Origin of the sequence: Agarivorans albus (genome assembly GCF_019670105.1) — a bacterium.
GTDB classification, from domain to species: Bacteria; Pseudomonadota; Gammaproteobacteria; order Enterobacterales; family Celerinatantimonadaceae; genus Agarivorans; species Agarivorans albus.
On sequence record NZ_AP023032.1, the window covers coordinates 4,124,612 to 4,142,659 of the forward strand.

The 18,048-nt window shown below is 44.0% G+C and carries 16 protein-coding genes; 1 reads left to right on the plus strand and 15 read right to left on the minus strand.

All coding sequences use genetic code 11. The features are described 5' to 3' along the window. Positions 1 to 7: 7 nt before the first annotated feature. From K5620_RS18675 to pilM, 4 genes are read right to left on the minus strand one after another with little or no spacing between them, the layout of a single operon-like run. Entirely contained in the window at positions 8 to 535 is a 528-nt protein-coding gene (locus tag K5620_RS18675) for a pilus assembly protein PilP (protein WP_084682024.1), read from the minus strand. Continuing rightward, positions 532 to 1,128 (minus strand): type IV pilus inner membrane component PilO, encoded by a 597-nt coding sequence (locus tag K5620_RS18680; RefSeq protein WP_016403787.1) that lies wholly within the window; start codon positions 1,126 to 1,128, stop codon positions 532 to 534. Before K5620_RS18680 ends, K5620_RS18675 begins: the two co-directional genes overlap by 4 nt. Next, entirely contained in the window at positions 1,128 to 1,703 is a 576-nt protein-coding gene (locus K5620_RS18685) for a PilN domain-containing protein (RefSeq protein WP_016403788.1), read from the minus strand. The genes K5620_RS18680 and K5620_RS18685 overlap by 1 nt, the downstream gene beginning before the upstream one ends. Then, complete coding sequence (gene pilM, locus K5620_RS18690) at positions 1,696 to 2,772, minus strand: type IV pilus assembly protein PilM (protein WP_016403789.1); 1,077 nt, start codon at positions 2,770 to 2,772, stop codon at positions 1,696 to 1,698. The genes K5620_RS18685 and pilM overlap by 8 nt, the downstream gene beginning before the upstream one ends. 160 nt (positions 2,773 to 2,932) lie before the next feature. Between pilM and K5620_RS18695 the strand changes: the two genes are divergently transcribed. Next, positions 2,933 to 5,509, plus strand: a complete 2,577-nt coding sequence (locus K5620_RS18695) for a penicillin-binding protein 1A (RefSeq protein ID WP_016403790.1) — start codon at positions 2,933 to 2,935, stop codon at positions 5,507 to 5,509. Here the strand turns inward: K5620_RS18695 and oxyR are convergent. The 11 genes from oxyR to rpoC all read right to left on the minus strand — a co-directional run bounded on the left by oxyR (position 5,506) and on the right by rpoC (position 17,996). Next, on the minus strand, positions 5,506 to 6,396 hold the full coding sequence (gene oxyR / locus K5620_RS18700; RefSeq protein ID WP_016403791.1) for a DNA-binding transcriptional regulator OxyR: 891 nt from the start codon (positions 6,394 to 6,396) through the stop codon (positions 5,506 to 5,508). The genes K5620_RS18695 and oxyR overlap by 4 nt on opposite strands. Before the next feature lie 240 nt (positions 6,397 to 6,636). Continuing rightward, the gene (locus K5620_RS18705) at positions 6,637 to 7,485 is read right to left on the minus strand and encodes a hypothetical protein (protein ID WP_016403792.1); all 849 of its coding nucleotides are present in this window, start codon (positions 7,483 to 7,485) and stop codon (positions 6,637 to 6,639) included. A gap of 245 nt (positions 7,486 to 7,730) precedes the next feature. Next, the gene (gene tuf, locus K5620_RS18710) at positions 7,731 to 8,915 is read right to left on the minus strand and encodes an elongation factor Tu (RefSeq protein WP_221077417.1); all 1,185 of its coding nucleotides are present in this window, start codon (positions 8,913 to 8,915) and stop codon (positions 7,731 to 7,733) included. Between the two features lie 66 nt (positions 8,916 to 8,981). After that, on the minus strand, positions 8,982 to 11,075 hold the full coding sequence (gene fusA, locus K5620_RS18715) for an elongation factor G (RefSeq protein WP_016404063.1): 2,094 nt from the start codon (positions 11,073 to 11,075) through the stop codon (positions 8,982 to 8,984). 76 nt (positions 11,076 to 11,151) lie between these two features. Then, a complete protein-coding gene (gene rpsG, locus K5620_RS18720; protein WP_016404064.1) occupies positions 11,152 to 11,622 on the minus strand; it encodes a 30S ribosomal protein S7 in 471 nt (156 codons plus the stop codon). A gap of 94 nt (positions 11,623 to 11,716) precedes the next feature. Further along, positions 11,717 to 12,091, minus strand: coding sequence for a 30S ribosomal protein S12 (gene rpsL, locus K5620_RS18725; RefSeq protein ID WP_016404065.1), 375 nt, complete (start codon positions 12,089 to 12,091; stop codon positions 11,717 to 11,719). 143 nt (positions 12,092 to 12,234) lie between these two features. Beyond that, positions 12,235 to 12,510, minus strand: a complete 276-nt coding sequence (gene tusB, locus K5620_RS18730) for a sulfurtransferase complex subunit TusB (RefSeq protein WP_040307734.1) — start codon at positions 12,508 to 12,510, stop codon at positions 12,235 to 12,237. A 1-nt stretch (position 12,511) separates the two neighbouring features. Next, positions 12,512 to 12,871 carry a sulfurtransferase complex subunit TusC gene (gene tusC / locus K5620_RS18735; RefSeq protein ID WP_016404067.1) on the minus strand — a complete coding sequence of 120 codons (360 nt, stop codon included), beginning with the start codon at positions 12,869 to 12,871 and terminating at the stop codon, positions 12,512 to 12,514. Then, positions 12,868 to 13,257, minus strand: coding sequence for a sulfurtransferase complex subunit TusD (tusD, locus tag K5620_RS18740; protein WP_016404068.1), 390 nt, complete (start codon positions 13,255 to 13,257; stop codon positions 12,868 to 12,870). Before tusD ends, tusC begins: the two co-directional genes overlap by 4 nt. 3 nt (positions 13,258 to 13,260) lie before the next feature. Next, on the minus strand, positions 13,261 to 13,644 hold the full coding sequence (locus K5620_RS18745) for a RidA family protein (protein ID WP_016404069.1): 384 nt from the start codon (positions 13,642 to 13,644) through the stop codon (positions 13,261 to 13,263). A 146-nt stretch (positions 13,645 to 13,790) separates the two neighbouring features. Next, the gene (gene rpoC / locus K5620_RS18750) at positions 13,791 to 17,996 is read right to left on the minus strand and encodes a DNA-directed RNA polymerase subunit beta' (RefSeq protein WP_221077416.1); all 4,206 of its coding nucleotides are present in this window, start codon (positions 17,994 to 17,996) and stop codon (positions 13,791 to 13,793) included. Between the last annotated feature and the right edge of the window lie 52 nt (positions 17,997 to 18,048).

Here is an 18,048-nt window from a genome sequence, read left to right on the forward strand (position 1 = left end):
TATTTCCCTATTGATCAGCTTTCGAGAGCGAAAGCTGAGTAGTTCTTTCGTTCCAGCAGCCTTCGCCATCTGAAACAACTTCTTGAATATCTAAACCTAAGTCACTTACTTTAGTGATTACGCCATGATGTAACCCTAAGTAGTAGCCTTTCTTCACGCGATAAAGCTCGCCACCTGGCGCTTCAACAAGCGCCCAAAGACTGGGCCCATCACCTAATATGCCTCGCATGGTCAAACTAGACAGCGAAAACTGTTCTAAAGCTTGCTTAGTGCGCTCGGCGTTTGGCGCTAAGGAACATTCTTTCTCAGTACTTAAAGCGGTATTAGCCGCTTCAGGAGCAGGGCTAGTAAATGGATTTCTCCGTTCACTCGCCTGATAAGCAAGATGCTCAAAAGGTTTAATTTCAGGTACATCTTCTTTGACCGGAACTTTACGCGCCTTCACTTCCATTACGTATTGCTGTAGATCGTCTTTCGAACCTTCACAGCCAAACAATGCAAGCATGGTTAATCCAATTGCTAGTGCTCTCATCATTTCCCCTTCGCCGCCGGTTTTTCTTTATAGCGGTAGGTTTTGGCTAACATGGCCATACTTAATGTCCCGCCATCACCTTGTTTTTTCATGGTGATGTTATCCAAAATCACGATCCGTGGTAATGCTGCAACAGCGCTAACAAAGGCGCCAAGCTGGTGATAGCTACCACTCACTTCCAATTTGATTGGTAGTTCTGTGGAAAACTCATGCTCGACTTCTGGCTCCCAGTTAATCCGGCGGAACTCTAGACCATTATCAATGCCAATAAAGCTAAGCTCGTCTAACAAACCTGGAATTTCATGCTTTTCAGGAAGCTGTTTAAGCAAAGAAGCGAAGGCCTTTTTCATTTCCTCAACTTGCTTCTGGTACTCAGGTAGATTACCCGCTAAAGCCGCTTTCACTTCAAATTTTTGTCGCAACTCTTGCTCTTTCGCCTCAAGCTGAACCAGCTTGGTTTTTTCATCGGCGATTTGGTAGTAATAATACCCAGCAGTGATTAAACCACAGACTACGACGACAAAAACGATTTTAGCTAGTTTCGGCCAAGTTCCAATACTTTCTAAGTCGAGTTCGTTAAGCTCTTGTAAATCCATTACTTAGCCTCCTTTTTATCATTAGGAAGGCCGAGATTCACCGCAAAGTTTAGTTGGAACTTACTGAGTTCCATATCCGCTTGTTTACCCGGTAAGGCAACAATAGAACGAATACTTGGCGTTCCTAACCACACGCGCTGTTCAATATTACGCATGAGACTTGCTACGCGGTAATTCGCTTCACTTTTACCATCTAAATTAATTGCGGAGTCCTTAAAGGCTAAACTATCTAGATATACGCCAGTGGGTGCAATCAAAGGCAGGTTATTGAAAATCTTAGTTGGAATATTTCGACTTTCTTGAAGCGTTTGAATAAGAGCGATACGTTCTTTAAGGCTTTGCTTCTGCTCTTTAATTTTACGAATTTCGCCAATTTGATGATCCAAAATGGCAATTTCTTTTTCTAAGAACTGATTTCGAGCACTTTGTTTATCTTGCAAGCCTGTGTAATAGTTTTGCACCAACAACAGCGCTAACACAGTGATACCAGCAGATGAAGCTAGAGCTACCCAAAAATCGCGTTTTTGTTTGCTTTTAACCTCTTCACGCCAAGGCAGTAAGTTAATGTTAGACATTATCAAAACTCCTTAACGCTAAGCCTAGGGCTACCATATACTTTCCGCCTTCCTGGCGAAGGCGTTCTCTATCAACAGAGCGGTCGAATAAACAATCATTAAATGGCTGCGCCTTTATGACCGGCATTTCTAAGTCAGTCTGCATTTGAAACACTAACTCATCCGATAAGGCACTACCGCCACTTACCGCAATTGCATCCAGCGACTTATAACCACTTGAACTTAAAAACAACGACACCTGACGACGTACGTTTTGAATGACACCGCTAACAAACTGAGCGAAAACATCTATTTCATAGTTTTCAGGTAAGCGACCACTTACCTTCATCTCTTTGGCTTCTTCGATACTCAAACTATAGAAGCTAGCAATTTGTTGGGTATATTGCGCCCCACCAAAGTTTTGCGCCCGGTTATATACCACCTCGCCTTTATCCAAAATAGCGAAGTTTAGTGTGGTTTCACCAATGTCGACCAGACCAATGATTTTGTTTTCATCGAGTTCTTCGTCTTGTTGGTTTAATACAAAATTCCAAGCCCGTCCTAGAGCATGCGACTCTACGTCGACAATTTTTGCGTCGAAATCTGCGTTTGCCAATACTTCAGCACGAATGCTTACTGCCTCAGTGCGCGCAGCACTAAGCAATACATTATTACGGTTAGGCTCACTTTCGTTAATACCTAACACTTCAAAATCAAGACTAATTTCATCAATAGGAAATGGAATTGAGTTTTCAGCTTCAAGTTCAACTTGAGTCTCTAACTCTAATTCAGACAAACTACTGTCCATGTAAATTACTTTAGTAATTACATGACTACCTGCGACTGCGGTCGCAACCTGACGGTTGCGTGAGGGGAGCTTTCGCCTTAATTCACGCAAAGATTCAGTAATCTCTTCCGGAGAAACAACTTGGTTATCAACTAATGCGCCTACCGGTGTTTCGACTTCGGCCACAGACTCAACTTTTAAACCTTTTGAGGATTTAGAAAGTAAAAGTCCTTTAATGGTGGAAGAACCAAAGTCGATCCCTAGTAGAGCAGTCGATGTTTTTTTACCTATCCCTAGTACCATGACTCGCCAACTATCTTTTTTAAATTTAAACAGTTACCTGTTGTTGCAGAATAACGGGTTATTGATTTAGGTGCTAATAGTTATTAAGAAAGTTGTCGAAACAGGTCACAATTTGACGATATAATCGGCGATTCTTTAGATACAGAGTGCAAAATTCGGAATGAAATGGCTTAAAAGACTGTTATTTTTAGTTTTCTTGGGAACAAGCTTAGGCTTAGCAGCCATCACCGCACTATATTTTTATTTTGCGCCACAACTACCAGACGTCTCAACCTTACGCGATGTGCAATTGCAAACTCCAATGCGAGTGTTTAGCGCAGACGGAGAATTGATTTCCCAATTTGGTGAAAAAAGACGGATCCCTCTACAAATTGAAGAAGTACCTGAACAAATGTTACAAGCATTTCTCGCTACCGAGGATGCTCGATTCTACTCTCATCCAGGTATCGATCCGATCGGTATTACTCGCGCAGCGGTTAACTTAATCGCCACGGGAGAAAAAAGCCAAGGTGCGAGTACCATTACCCAACAGGTGGCGCGAAATTTCTTTTTAACCCGAGAAAAAACCTACATCCGAAAGATCAAAGAGATCTTTCTAGCAATAAAAATCGAACAAGAACTATCGAAAGATGAAATCTTGGCGCTTTATTTGAACAAAATCCCCTTAGGTTATCGCTCTTTTGGTGTTGGCGCAGCAGCACAGGTTTACTATGGAAAAACCGTAGACCAGCTAACACTGCCACAAATTGCGGTAATTGCAGGCTTACCTAAAGCCCCTTCAGCATTAAATCCTATTCGCTCGCCAGAACGGGCCAAAGACCGCCGCCGCGTGGTGTTAGGGCGAATGTTAGAGACAGGCTACATTGATCAGGCGACTTTTGATGAAGCCAATCAAGCGGCAATGACAGCGACTTACCATGGGGCTGAGATTACTCTAGCAGCACCTTACTTAGCAGAAATGGTGCGTCAGCAAATACTGCAGCAATTTGGCGAAGACGCTTATACCACTGGGATGGATGTTTACACCACAATCAGTGCCAAACGTCAAAATGCAGCGACTCTAGCACTAAGAGCTAACTTAAAAAGTTATGACCAACGCCACGGTTTTCGTGGAGCGGTTAAACGGTTATGGACGGCCGAACAAGCCCAATTAAGCGCTGAAGAGATAGTTAAGCAACTTAGCTCTCTACCGAACTATGGAGAGCTACGGGCTGCTGCAGTGACCAGCATTGAAGATAAACAGGCAAAAGTGATTGTAAAAGGTGGTTCTTTTGGCGTAATTGCTTGGGATGATATGAAATGGGCTCGGCGCTTTGTAACCGATACTCGCCAGGGTCCAGCACCAAAATCTGCTCAAGAAATTCTTAATGTAGGTGATGTGATTTGGGTTGAGCCACTAGCAACTCAAGTAAATAGTACTGTTGAAGTAAGCGATGTAGCCTTAAGTGACGACGCAGAACAACAAAGCGTTAGTAACTACTCGCTCTCTCAGTTGCCTGATGCTGGGGCAGCATTAGTTGCTATATCGCCATTAGATGGTGCGATTGAAGCGCTAGTAGGAGGCTTTAGCTTTAACCAAAGTAAATTTAACCGGGTAACTCAGGCTAGCCGCCAAGTAGGCTCAAATATAAAACCTTTCCTTTATTCTGCAGCATTTGAGCAAGGCATGACCTTAGCAAGCTTAGAAAATGATGCCCCAATTAACCGCTGGGATAAGGCAATGGGGGTTGCGTGGAGACCCAAAAACTCGCCGCCTGTATACGACGGACCGATCCGCCTAAGAGTTGCATTGGCCCAATCTAAAAACGTGGTATCGGTGCGCTTAATGCGAGACCTAGGTGTCGATACCATAATTGATCATCTGGCAAAATTTGGGTTTCCTAAAAATGAATTGCCGCGAAACGAATCTCTATCGCTAGGTTCAGCATCGCTAACTCCAATGCAAGTGGCTAGCGCCTATGGTTCATTTGCTAACGGGGGCTACCTAGTGAGCCCTTATTTTATTGATCGAATCGAAGACGGTGAAGGCAACATAATATTTCAACAGGTACCTAAGGTAGCCTGTGATAGCTGTTTTGAGATCATTGATAAAGCGCCAAATCTTGAAGAACTATTAAACCAAGCCGGCGATCCCTTAAAACAATGTGATATATCTTTTGCTGATGAAAGCGATTTAGCACCAAGAATCATCAGTGCCGAAAATGCCTTCTTAGTTTCTCAAGCGATGAACAGCGCGGTTTGGGGTGGCGGGAGCTGGGCACATAAAACCGGTTGGAACGGCACCGGTTGGCGTGCTGCAAGAGCTTTAAAACGCCGAGATATTGCCGGCAAAACCGGTACCACCAATGATGCTAAAGATGCTTGGTTCTCTGGCTTTGGCCCCGACTTGGTGGTTACGTCTTGGATAGGCTTTGATGACTTTAACCGTGAACTTGGTGAAGCGTCTTATAATGCCAATTTAGACAAAAACCAAGTTACTGGAAAGGAATTTGGCGCACGAACAGCCCTACCTGCATGGATAGATTTTATGGAAGTAGGTTTAGCGGGTGTACCAGAACAAGCTTGGCAAGCCCCACGAAATGTATCAACAGTTCGTATTGATCGCTCAACGGGCTTACTCACTAAATCTAGTGACCATACCACCCGCTTTGAATTTTTTGAGGAAGGCACCGAGCCAACAGAATATGTAAAACAATCTGTTAACTCAGTGTTCGATAGTGAAGAAGAGCTATTTTAAGACAGCGCAGAATGCTGTTGAATCAACTTAGCTAACTGGTTAAAGCAGGGGCGCCGAACAGAGTTATTGCGATATAGCAAACTTATTCGGCGGCTCGGCTCAGGCGAACTAAATCTTCTATAGCAGATACCGCTTTGTTCTTCAGTATCAGGAATAGCTAACTGCGGTAGCAAGGTAATTCCCATACCCGCAGCCACCATATGACGCAAAGTCTCCAAACTCGTCGCCTTAAAGCTAGTATCTTCTTTTGCGCCGGCAGCAAAACAGTAGCCCATTGCTTGGTCGCGTAAGCAGTGACCATCTTCTAGCATTAGTACCTGCTCACCACTGAGCTCTGAAAGCTCGACCTCATTTTGCTGCTGCCACTTATGGTTTGAGGGCATAGCAAGCATTAGCGGCTCATCAAACAGATCGATGGCTCCAAAGCGATCCATTTCTGGAAGATAAGCAAGCAGAAGGCAGTCTAGCTCTCCTTCTTCTAACCTCTGCAACAATACATTGGTCTGTTCTTCATAAAGGAAAAGTTCCATTTCGCTAAACTCTGAACGAATATGCGGAACAATCTTGGGTAACAGATAAGGAGCTACGGTAGGAATTAGGCCAACATGAAGTGGCCCAGCCATCGGAGCCTGGAAGCTCTTAGCCATATCTTTAAGACCTTTTACTTCGAGCAAGATGACTCTAGCTTTGGCTGCTAACTCATCACCAGCATGAGTGAATATCACTTTGCGCGAAGTACGTTCAATAAGCAATAAACCAAGCTCTTCTTCTAACTTAGCTATTTGCCCACTCAAGGTAGGTTGACTAACAAAACATTTTTCAGCCGCTTTGCGAAAATGCTTCTGCTCTTGCAAAGCGACTAAATACTCCAAATCTCTTAAATTCAAAAGGTATCCCCAGGGTTTTATTAAACTCTCTATTTATAGATCCTAAATCAATAACTTCACTAGTGTAACAATTATCGAAAAGAGGTTAATTAAACGTGGAAATGCCGAGGACAGCTTCAGGAAAAAAATAGAAAGCTCTAATGCCCGAGAGCTTTAGAGCTTTAGAGCTTTAGAGCTTTAGAGCTTTAGAGCTTTAGAGCTTTAGAGCTTTAGAGCTTTAGAGCTTTAGAGAAATAAAACTTAGGTTTTTTCGATAACAAACTCTAATTGAGGAAGCAGTTGCTTACCTGTTGGCTGCAACACTGGCAGCATGATGTAGTTATTGCCACCATTTAAGCCAACACCATCATTAAAGTCTGTATAAAATAAAGCTGTTTCTGGGTCTGCTGGTAAGCTGTCTCCTGCTGGCACTACAGCAAATTGGTTGCTATAAGGGTGAGCAGGTACATTGATAGCACTACTATACTCCCCAACAGCCACACTGCTAGCTACCAAAACCAGTTCCCCACCATCTTCTTTGGTCATGTAGAAGTCGAGAGGGCCTTCATAATCAGCATAACTATAAACGTTAAGTAGACGTACATTAACGCTCACGTTAGAGGGTCTAGAGCCTTGAAAAGGTACCTTCGCTAAACGGAGACCTTTATTACTACCTATATAACCGTATGCGTATATCCAGTTTCGACTATTTGAGCTAATCGTGAAAGTTGAACCAGCTTGACCAACAATCGTCCCGGCGTTTGAGTCATAAGCGGTAAAAACAACACTTTTAGAGGATATATCTTCTTCCCAGCTATCAAAATTAACAAACTCACCATTATGATTTGCGTATGCAACGCCTTCACCAATTAAACTACTGGGGGTGTTAACGTAACTATAATAAAGGTCAAGAGGAAGAGAGTACTCTGCATCATAAGGGTTAATGTATAGATTCAGAAATGCCGCACTAGTAGGTATCGTCGATGCATTGTTTTCATCAGCTGTTGAATTACTTCCATCTAAAGCAACGCTACCATCACCTCCACACCCAAATAAACTAAATGACACTAAAAATGCCATAGCAAGTTTTATCTTACGTCCTTTAAACATACCGCTTCCTTGTCAGCAAAAATTCAATAAAAATGACATATTCGCCAATAATATCATTTAATTAAGTGACCTTAATACTTTTAAGTAGAAAGTCATTAGTTATAGAGAGATTATTTTTGTTAATGTTGAAGGTGGTCAATTTTTCTAGCTTGAATCGCTAATATACGCGGAGTCAACGGTAAGGCTTTGTGCACTAAAATAAAAAAGGCCGCCTAAGCGACCTTTTTTCTGCTGTGCTACTCTTCTTATTCGAAGATTTTAGCTACAACACCCGCACCTACTGTACGGCCACCTTCACGGATTGCGAAGCGTAAACCTTCGTCCATCGCGATTGGGCAAATTAGCTCTACAACGAATTTCAAGTTGTCGCCTGGCATTACCATTTCTACGCCTTCTGGTAACTCTACAGAACCAGTTACGTCAGTTGTACGGAAGTAGAACTGTGGACGGTAGCCTTTGAAGAATGGCGTGTGACGGCCACCTTCGTCTTTGCTTAGTACGTATACTTCAGCTTCGAACTTGGTGTGTGGAGTAATTGAACCAGGTGCTGCCAATACTTGACCACGCTGTACTTCGTCACGCTTAGTACCACGCAGAAGAATACCACAGTTCTCACCAGCGCGACCTTCGTCTAGAAGCTTGCGGAACATTTCTACACCAGTACAAGTTGTCTTAGTAGTCTCTTTAACACCTACGATTTCAATTTCTTCTGAAACCTTGATGATACCGCGCTCTACACGACCTGTTACTACCGTACCACGACCTGAAATTGAGAATACATCTTCAATTGGTAGTAGGAATGGCTTGTCGATGTCACGCTCTGGCTCTGGGATGTAAGTATCTAGCGCTTCTGCTAGTTCTACAATTTTCGCTTCCCACGCTTCTTCGCCTTCTAGGGCTTTAAGCGCTGAACCTTGGATTACTGGAATGTCATCACCTGGGAATTCGTATTCAGATAGAAGTTCACGTACTTCCATTTCTACTAATTCTAGAAGCTCTTCGTCGTCTACCATGTCACATTTGTTCATGAATACGATGATGTAAGGTACACCAACCTGACGAGAAAGTAGGATGTGCTCACGTGTTTGTGGCATTGGGCCATCTGTAGAAGCTACTACTAGGATAGCGCCGTCCATCTGTGCTGCACCAGTGATCATGTTTTTAACGTAATCGGCGTGTCCAGGACAGTCTACGTGTGCGTAGTGACGAGTTGGAGTGTCGTACTCTACGTGTGAAGTAGAAATGGTGATACCGCGCTCGCGCTCTTCTGGAGCGTTATCGATTGCTGCGAAATCTTTAGCTTCACCACCGTATACTTTTGCAAGTACGTTGGTAATAGCTGCTGTTAGAGTTGTTTTACCGTGGTCAACGTGGCCAATTGTACCAACGTTTACGTGCGGTTTTGAACGTTCAAATTTTTCTTTAGACACGATATGTACCTTCTTTTCCATTCCAATCTGCCTCACCCGAGACAGACCAATCATAGTTGAATTAGTTTACTTTGCTTCAACAATAGCATCAGCAACATTTTTCGGCGCTTCGTTGTACTCTAGGAATTCCATAGAGTAAGAGGCTCGCCCCTGAGTTGCCGAACGTAGATCTGTAGCATAGCCGAACATTGCAGACAGCGGCACTTTAGACTTAACAATCTTTAAGCCCGCAGCCCCATCGTCCATGCCTTCAATTATGCCACGACGACGATTCAAGTCACCCACTACATCCCCCATCCAATCTTCAGGGGTTGTAACTTCTACTTTCATCATCGGCTCGAGCAGTACTGGATCAGCGTCCAATGCACCTTTCTTAAAGCCCATTGCACCGGCAATTTTAAACGCCATTTCGTTAGAGTCAACATCGTGGAATGATCCATCGAATAAGGTGACCTTAACATCAAGTAGCGGATAGCCAGCCAATACACCCTGATCCATCTGCTCTTTACAGCCTTTATCAACAGCTGGGATGTATTCTTTTGGAACAACACCACCAACAATCTCGTTGACAAATTCGTAACCAGCACCTGGCTCTAGAGGTTCCATACGCAACCAAACATGACCGTATTGACCACGACCACCCGATTGACGTACAAACTTTCCTTCCACTTCAACTTGCTTGCGAATTGCTTCGCGATAAGCAACTTGAGGTTTACCTACATTACAATCAACGCTAAATTCGCGCTTCATGCGATCTACGATGATATCTAAGTGTAACTCACCCATACCAGAGATAAGGGTTTGTCCAGATTCTTCGTTAGTTTCTACGCGGAACGATGGATCCTCGGCAGCCAACTTACCTAAAGCTACGCCCATTTTTTCTTGGTCAGCTTTGGTTCGAGGCTCTACGGCAATCTGAATTACCGGCTCAGGGAATTCCATACGCTCAAGAATCACTTTACGATTCATATCACATAAAGTGTCACCCGTGGTTACGTCTTTAAGACCAATCGCAGCGGCGATATCACCAGCACGAACTTCTTTGATCTCTTTACGATCATTTGAGTGCATTTGCACCATACGACCTAAACGTTCACGTTTTTGTTTAACCGAGTTATACACCGCAGTGCCGGTTTCAACCGTCCCCGAATAAACACGCATAAAGGTAAGTGTACCCACAAATGGGTCGGTGGCAATTTTAAACGCAAGAGCCGCAAACGGCGCGTCGTCATCTGCCGGACAAGCAACTTCATTGTCCTTTTCGTCTGTACCTTTAATTGCTTCAACGTGGTTTGGAGCAGGCAAGTATTCTACAACCGCGTCAAGCACTGCTTGAACACCTTTGTTTTTAAATGCACTACCACAAGTCGCTAGCACGATCTCATTGTTTAGGGTGCGCTTACGCAAACCAAACTTAATCTCGGCTTCAGTCAACTCGCCTTCTTCAAGATATTTATCCATTAATTCATCGGTAGCTTCTGCAGCAGCTTCAACGAGTTCTTCGTGTAAAGCCTCTGCACGCTCTACCAAATGAGCAGGAATATCTTCGTAATTGAAGGTGGTACCTTGGTCTGCTTCGTTCCAGTTAATGGCCTTCATTTTGATCAGGTCAATAACACCAACAAATTCGTCCTCAGCGCCTATGTTCAACTGAATAGGTACACAGTTGGCACCTAAGCGATCACGGATTTGATCAATTACTCGTTCAAAGTCTGCACCAGCTCTATCCATTTTGTTCACGAATACCATTCGCGGAACAGAATATTTGTCAGCTTGGCGCCACACTGTTTCTGATTGAGGTTCAACACCAGATGAACCACAAAATACAACAACTGCACCATCTAATACACGCAATGAACGTTCAACTTCAATAGTAAAGTCAACGTGTCCAGGGGTATCGATGATATTAATACGGTGTTCGTCGTACTGGGCGTTCATACCACGCCAAAAGGTGGTAGTAGCCGCAGAGGTGATGGTAATACCGCGTTCTTGTTCTTGCTCCATCCAGTCCATGGTGGCTGCGCCATCATGCACCTCACCTATTTTGTGAGATAGACCGGTGTAGAAAAGGACACGTTCTGTAGTTGTTGTTTTGCCAGCGTCAACATGAGCAACAATACCAATGTTACGGTAGCGCTCAATTGGAGTTGTACGAGCCATTGTTATCCTCTTGCTAAGGAGTAATCCTTAGTCTCACATAGAAAGTAGCGCAGCTGCTAAGCAGCTGCGCAACCAATTACCAGCGGTAATGTGCAAACGCTTTGTTTGCGTCGGCCATACGGTGAACGTCTTCACGTTTCTTAACCGCAGAACCTTTGTTTTCAGCTGCGTCTAGGATTTCACCCGCTAGACGTAAAGCCATAGATTTTTCACCACGTTTACGTGCTGCATCTACCATCCAACGCATACCTAGAGTGTTACGACGTACTGGACGTACTTCAACAGGTACTTGGTAAGTAGAACCACCTACACGGCGAGATTTAACCTCTACCGATGGGCGCACGTTTTCAAGAGCAACTTCAAAAATTTCTTGGTGAGACTTGCCTGATTTATCAGCAGCAGCGTCTAATGCACCATATACAATCTTTTCTGAAATTGATTTTTTACCATCAACCATTACTACGTTGATGAACTTAGCCAGTAGTTCTGATCCGAACTTAGGATCTGGCAAGATTTTGCGTTGACCGATCACTCGACGTCTTGGCATTTTAATATCTCCGGTTTGCTTCAGGTTTCCCCAAAACGAATTTTAAAAAAATTTCGCTATAACTAAATGTTTGGCCTTACTTAACGGAGAGCCGTTATGACTTAGGACGTTTAGCGCCGTACTTTGAACGTCCTTGACGACGATCACTTACGCCAGCACAGTCTAATGCGCCGCGTACGGTGTGATAACGCACACCTGGTAAATCTTTAACACGACCACCGCGAATCAAAATTACGCTGTGCTCTTGTAGGTTGTGACCTTCACCACCGATGTAAGAAGTCACTTCGAATCCGTTAGTTAAACGAACACGAGCTACTTTACGTAGTGCTGAGTTTGGTTTCTTTGGTGTGGTGGTATATACACGAGTACATACACCACGACGTTGTGGACACGCAGCTAGTGCTGGTACGTTGCTTTTAGCAACCTTACTTGCACGTGGCTTGCGAACCAACTGGTTAATCGTTGCCATTCGAAATAGCTCCTGAAATTACATTTAAACATGTGAAAAAATCTACCCCAATTTTGGGGAGGCGAAATTTTATGCGCTTGCAGGTAAAGAGTCAAGGCTTGCAATGATCACAAGCTTGATATTTTTGATGAATGGGAGCTGAGTTACCAAGTCATAGAGGGCGTGTGTTGTTCGGTTAACATTACCAAATCTTGGTAATCGATCAGTACGCTATCGCAGACTTCAATACCCCGAGCCCTCACATCGGCACTTAACACAGAGACTCTAGCGCTTTGTGCAAGTACCGTTAAACGCGTGTCATCACGCAGCCATGAGTAAACAGCATCTTCGATGAGTACTAGATGCCCACCGTTTTCAAGCTGAGCAAGGCAGCGTTCGTAAGGGTCACTTGCATAAGGATGTCGCATAATATGTAGCATGCTAAAATCTCAATATTGCATGAGCATGACAGCATTCTGAATAGAACTGTTTTGCTTGTTTAACTCTAACGCTAATAGCAAGTTGTTCTAAAGAAAGGCCACGTTCTTTTAATGATTGTTGATCAACGTAGATCTCTTCAACGTCGTAAAGATCCAACAAACCATAGGTAGGAAGCACATCTCGTTGCTTAATGTTAGTGGGGTTTTGCCCCTTCAATAACTGATAAACCCCATCGCCCTCAAAATAGGCGACAATATCTTCCGATACGGCAGAGGCAGCAAGTGCAGCATCCAGTGTTTCTCGTGCTAAAGAGTTGCCGTGTGGTGCGTGACTAAATACAAACACTAATGATTTGCTCATAGATGCACCACTCTATCGCTACTTAACATCGCAGTAGCCATTTCGGCTAAACCAGACATATTAAACTCGTTGTGCATATTCGCCGGCAATTGATTTACTGCTGCTTCTTCCTGACCAATAACTCCTCTGCGGTAGGCAGCTGCACTGCATACAAGAAGCGAACACGCAGATGCTTTTTTTATATCGAGCCAGTGCTGATGAATATTTACTTCATCACTTGCTGGTAGCGAAGTAGACAGGCCATTACTCACCCCATCTAGATAAAAGAATACCGTTTTTATCTGATGGCCAGCTTCAATCAAAGCATTGGCAAAGTTAAGCGCCGAAGCACTTCCCTGCTTGCCATACAAGGGGCTAGTAACAACCAGAGTATAGGTAAGGCTCATAAACTACTTAATATGCGCAATAGCTTCTACTTCTACCAACACATCTTTAGGTAAACGCGCTACTTCTACACATGAACGCGCAGGTGCACTTTCTGGGAAGTAACTCGCGTAAACATCATTAAAGGCAACAAAATTAGCCATATCACTTAGAAAGCAGGTAGTTTTAAACACTGTTGAAGCATCTGCACCAGCAGCAGCTAATACCGCCATTAGATTCTCCATTACTTGTTTTGTTTGCTCGCTTATTCCTCCTTCCACGATCTCCATCGATTCAGGATCTAACGGGATTTGGCCTGAAGTAAAGACCAATTCGTCAATTTTAGTTGCTTGAGAATATGGGCCAATTGCAGCTGGAGCCGCTTCTGTCGATACAATTTGTTTGCTCATAAAATGCTCTGGATTTTGTTGTTTTTAAAAATGGAGTCTGTGACGAACGCTAACACTTGTCAAATATTTTGCAGAGGGATAGTTAAAGCGAAGACATTAAAAAAGGCAGCCAATGGCTGCCTTTTTTATCTTAGTAGAGTCAGCTACTACTCTGTTTCGCCACCAGGGGCTGCATTTAGTAGAGCTGCTAAGTTATCAGCTGCTTCATCTGCAGTAATTGGAGCTGGCGCTTCAGTTTGATTGCGACGATTCTCGTGGTAGGCATAACCAGTACCAGCAGGAATCAAGCGACCAACAATAACGTTCTCTTTAAGACCGCGTAGTTCGTCCTGTTTTCCACCCACTGCTGCTTCGGTAAGCACGCGAGTAGTTTCTTGGAACGAAGCCGCAGAAATAAACGACTCTGTAGATAGTGACGCCTTAGTAATACCTAGTAACTCACGACGGTATACCGCAGGACGTTTGCCTTCAGCTTCTAATTGACGATTCTCAATATTCACACGGGCAACTTCAGCTTGCTCACCTAGCAAGAAGCTAGAATCACCAGCATCTAGAATCAAACACTTACGAAGCATTTGACGCACGATAGTTTCAATGTGTTTATCGTTAATCTTCACACCTTGTAAACGGTATACGTCTTGTACTTCGTTTACGATGTAGTTAGAAACAGGGCTAATGCCACGTAAACGTAAAATGTCATGTGGTGATTCTGGACCATCGGCAATTACTTCACCTTTAGCAACTTTCTCACCTTCAAACACGTTTAGATTACGCCACTTAGGAATCATTTCTTCGTAAGCATCGCCTTCAGCAGGAGTAATCACCAAGCGGCGCTTACCTTTGGTTTCTTTACCGAAACTAATAGTACCGGTAATTTCTGCCAAAATAGCTGGCTCTTTAGGCTGACGAGCTTCGAACAAGTCGGCTACGCGAGGTAGACCACCGGTAATATCTTTAGTACCGCTTGATTCTTGTGGGATACGAGCAATTGCATCACCAACACCTACTTCAGCATTATCTTCTAAGTTTACAATCGCTTTTGCAGACAAGAAGTACTGAGCTGGAATATCAGTACCGGCAATAAGTACGTCGTTACCAGAACCGTCAACCAATTTCACCATTGGACGCATTTCTTTACCAGCGCCAGGGCGCTCGTTAGGGTCCATAACGTGAATACTAGAAAGACCAGTTAGTTCATCAGTTTGACGGCTAACAGTTACGCCTTCAACCATGTCGATGAACTTAACGCGACCCGGTACTTCAGTAATAATTGGGTGTGTATGTGGGTCCCAGTTAGCAACTGTGTCGCCAGAGGTAACCGCACCACCGTCTACTACTTCAAGTATTGCACCGTATTGAAGCTTGTGGCTTTCTTTGGTTTGACCCATTTCATCAATAATGGTCAATTCAGTAGAACGAGAGGTTACAACTAACTTGCCTTCGCTGTTAGTTACTACTTTAGCGTTGTGTAGCTTAATAGTACCTGCGTTCTTAACTTGAATGCTGTTCTCTGCTGCCGCACGCGATGCCGCACCACCAATGTGGAAGGTACGCATGGTAAGCTGAGTACCTGGCTCACCAATTGATTGAGCTGCAACTACACCAACCGCTTCACCGCGACCAACCAAGTGGCCACGAGCTAGGTCACGACCATAACAAAGAGCACAAACACCAAAGTCGTTAGCACAGCTAATTACTGAGCGTACTTTAACGGTATCCACTGAGTTCTCTTCAAGAAGGTCACACAGTTTCTCGTCAAGTAGTGTTTTGTCTTTAAGCAGTACTTCGTTCTCAGTACCAGGCTTAATTACATCGCCTACTAGAACACGACCAAGAACACGCTCACGTAATGGCTCAACAACATCACCCCCCTCAATGTGAGGCGTCATGATAATACCGTCTTCGGTACCACAGTCAGTTTCGGTAACAACCAAATCCTGGGCAACATCTACTAGACGACGTGTTAAGTAACCAGAGTTAGCAGTCTTCAATGCGGTATCGGCCAAACCTTTACGCGCACCGTGGGTTGAGATGAAGTACTGAAGTACGTTCAAACCTTCACGGAAGTTAGCCACAATCGGCGTTTCGATAATCGAACCATCCGGTTTAGCCATCAAGCCACGCATACCAGCTAGCTGACGAATCTGTGCAGCACTACCACGTGCGCCAGAGTCGGCCATCATAAAGATGCTGTTGAATGAGTCTTGACTCTCTTCTTCGCCATCTTTGTTGATAACTGTTTCAGTAGACAAGTTGTCCATCATCGCTTTCGATACTTTTTCGTTAGCCGAAGCCCAAATATCGATTACTTTGTTGTAACGCTCGCCTGCGGTTACCAAACCAGCTAGGAACTGCTCTTGAATTTCGCTTACTTCGTCACTGGCTTCTTCCACGATGTCTTTCTTAGCATCAGGGATAACCATGTCGTTAATACCTACAGAGGCACCAGACAAGGTTGCGTAATGGAAACCGGTGTACATTAATTGGTCAGCAAAAATAACTGAGTGCTTAAGACCTAGTTTACGGTAACAGGTGTTTAGCAATCCTGAGATTTGCTTCTTACCCATTGACTGGTTAACTAAATCAAATGGCAAACCTTTAGGTACAATTAACCATAAAATGGCACGACCAATGGTAGTTTGCTTAATCTCAGTTTTTTCGATTTTAGAGCCGTCTTCAGCTACAACAACCTCAGTAATACGTACGTTTACACGTGCGTGAATACTGGCTTGTTTAGCGCGGTATAACTTCTCAGCCTCTTTAGGGCCAGAAAGGTACATACCTTCACCTTCAGCGTTAACACGTTCACGAGTCATGTAGTACAGACCCAATACAACGTCTTGCGAAGGAACGATAATAGGCTCACCGTTAGCTGGTGATAGTACGTTGTTGGTCGACATCATCAACGAACGTGCTTCTAACTGTGCTTCTAAGGTCAACGGTACGTGTACCGCCATTTGGTCACCATCGAAGTCGGCGTTATAAGCCGCACACACTAGCGGGTGTAATTGAATTGCTTTACCTTCAATTAGCACAGGCTCAAAGGCTTGAATACCCAAACGGTGCAAGGTTGGTGCACGGTTAAGTAATACTGGGTGTTCGCGGATAACTTCTTCAAGAATATCCCACACTTCACCGCCTTCGCGCTCAACCATTTTCTTAGCAGCTTTAATTGTAGTCGCAAGACCACGCAGCTCTAGCTTGCCATAGATGAATGGTTTGAATAGCTCAAGTGCCATTTTCTTAGGAAGACCACACTGGTGTAGACGCAGTGTTGGACCAACGGTAATTACCGAACGACCTGAGTAATCTACACGCTTACCTAGCAAGTTCTGACGGAAACGACCTTGCTTACCTTTGATCATATCGGCCAAAGATTTAAGCGGACGCTTGTTAGAACCAGTAATAGCACGACCACGACGACCATTGTCTAACAAGGCATCAACTGCTTCTTGCAGCATACGCTTTTCGTTACGCACAATAATGTCTGGAGCAGCTAGGTCTAATAGACGCTTCAAACGGTTGTTACGGTTGATTACACGACGGTATAAATCGTTCAAATCAGACGTAGCAAAACGGCCGCCATCTAGTGGTACTAGTGGGCGCAAATCTGGTGGAAGAACCGGTAATACGGTCATAATCATCCACTCAGGTTTGTTACCTGAATCGCGGAACGCTTCCATAAGCTTAAGACGCTTAGTGGTCTTCTTACGCTTAGTTTCAGAGTTAGTAGTTTGTAACTCTTCGCGCATTACTTCGATTTCTTGGTCAAGCTCTAAATGACGCAATAAAGCTAATACAGCTTCAGCGCCCATTTTAGCTTCAAACTCGTCACCGTACTCTTCAAGTGAATCCAAGTAAGTTTCTTCGGTAAGCATTTGACCGCGCTCTAAGCTGGTCATGCCAGGCTCAGTCACAACAAATGATTCGAAGTAAAGCACTCGTTCAATATCACGTAAAGTCATATCTAGTAATAAACCAATACGCGATGGTAATGATTTTAAGAACCAGATGTGCGCTACAGGAGAAGCTAATTCGATATGACCCATTCGATCACGACGAACTTTAGATTGGGTAACTTCTACGCCACACTTCTCACAAATAACACCACGGTGTTTCAAACGTTTGTATTTACCACACAAACATTCGTAATCTTTTACTGGGCCAAAAATACGGGCACAGAATAAACCGTCACGCTCAGGCTTAAAAGTACGATAGTTAATCGTCTCTGGTTTCTTCACCTCACCAAACGACCAACTGCGGATCTGGTCTGGTGAAGCTAGGCCAATTTTAATGCCTTCAAACTCTTCGGTCTTGCTTTGTTGCTTAAGAAACTTAAGTAAATCTTTCACGTTTCTCTCCAGGTTGGAGTTAAACCTGGGGCGTTTCTAATGAAACGCCCGC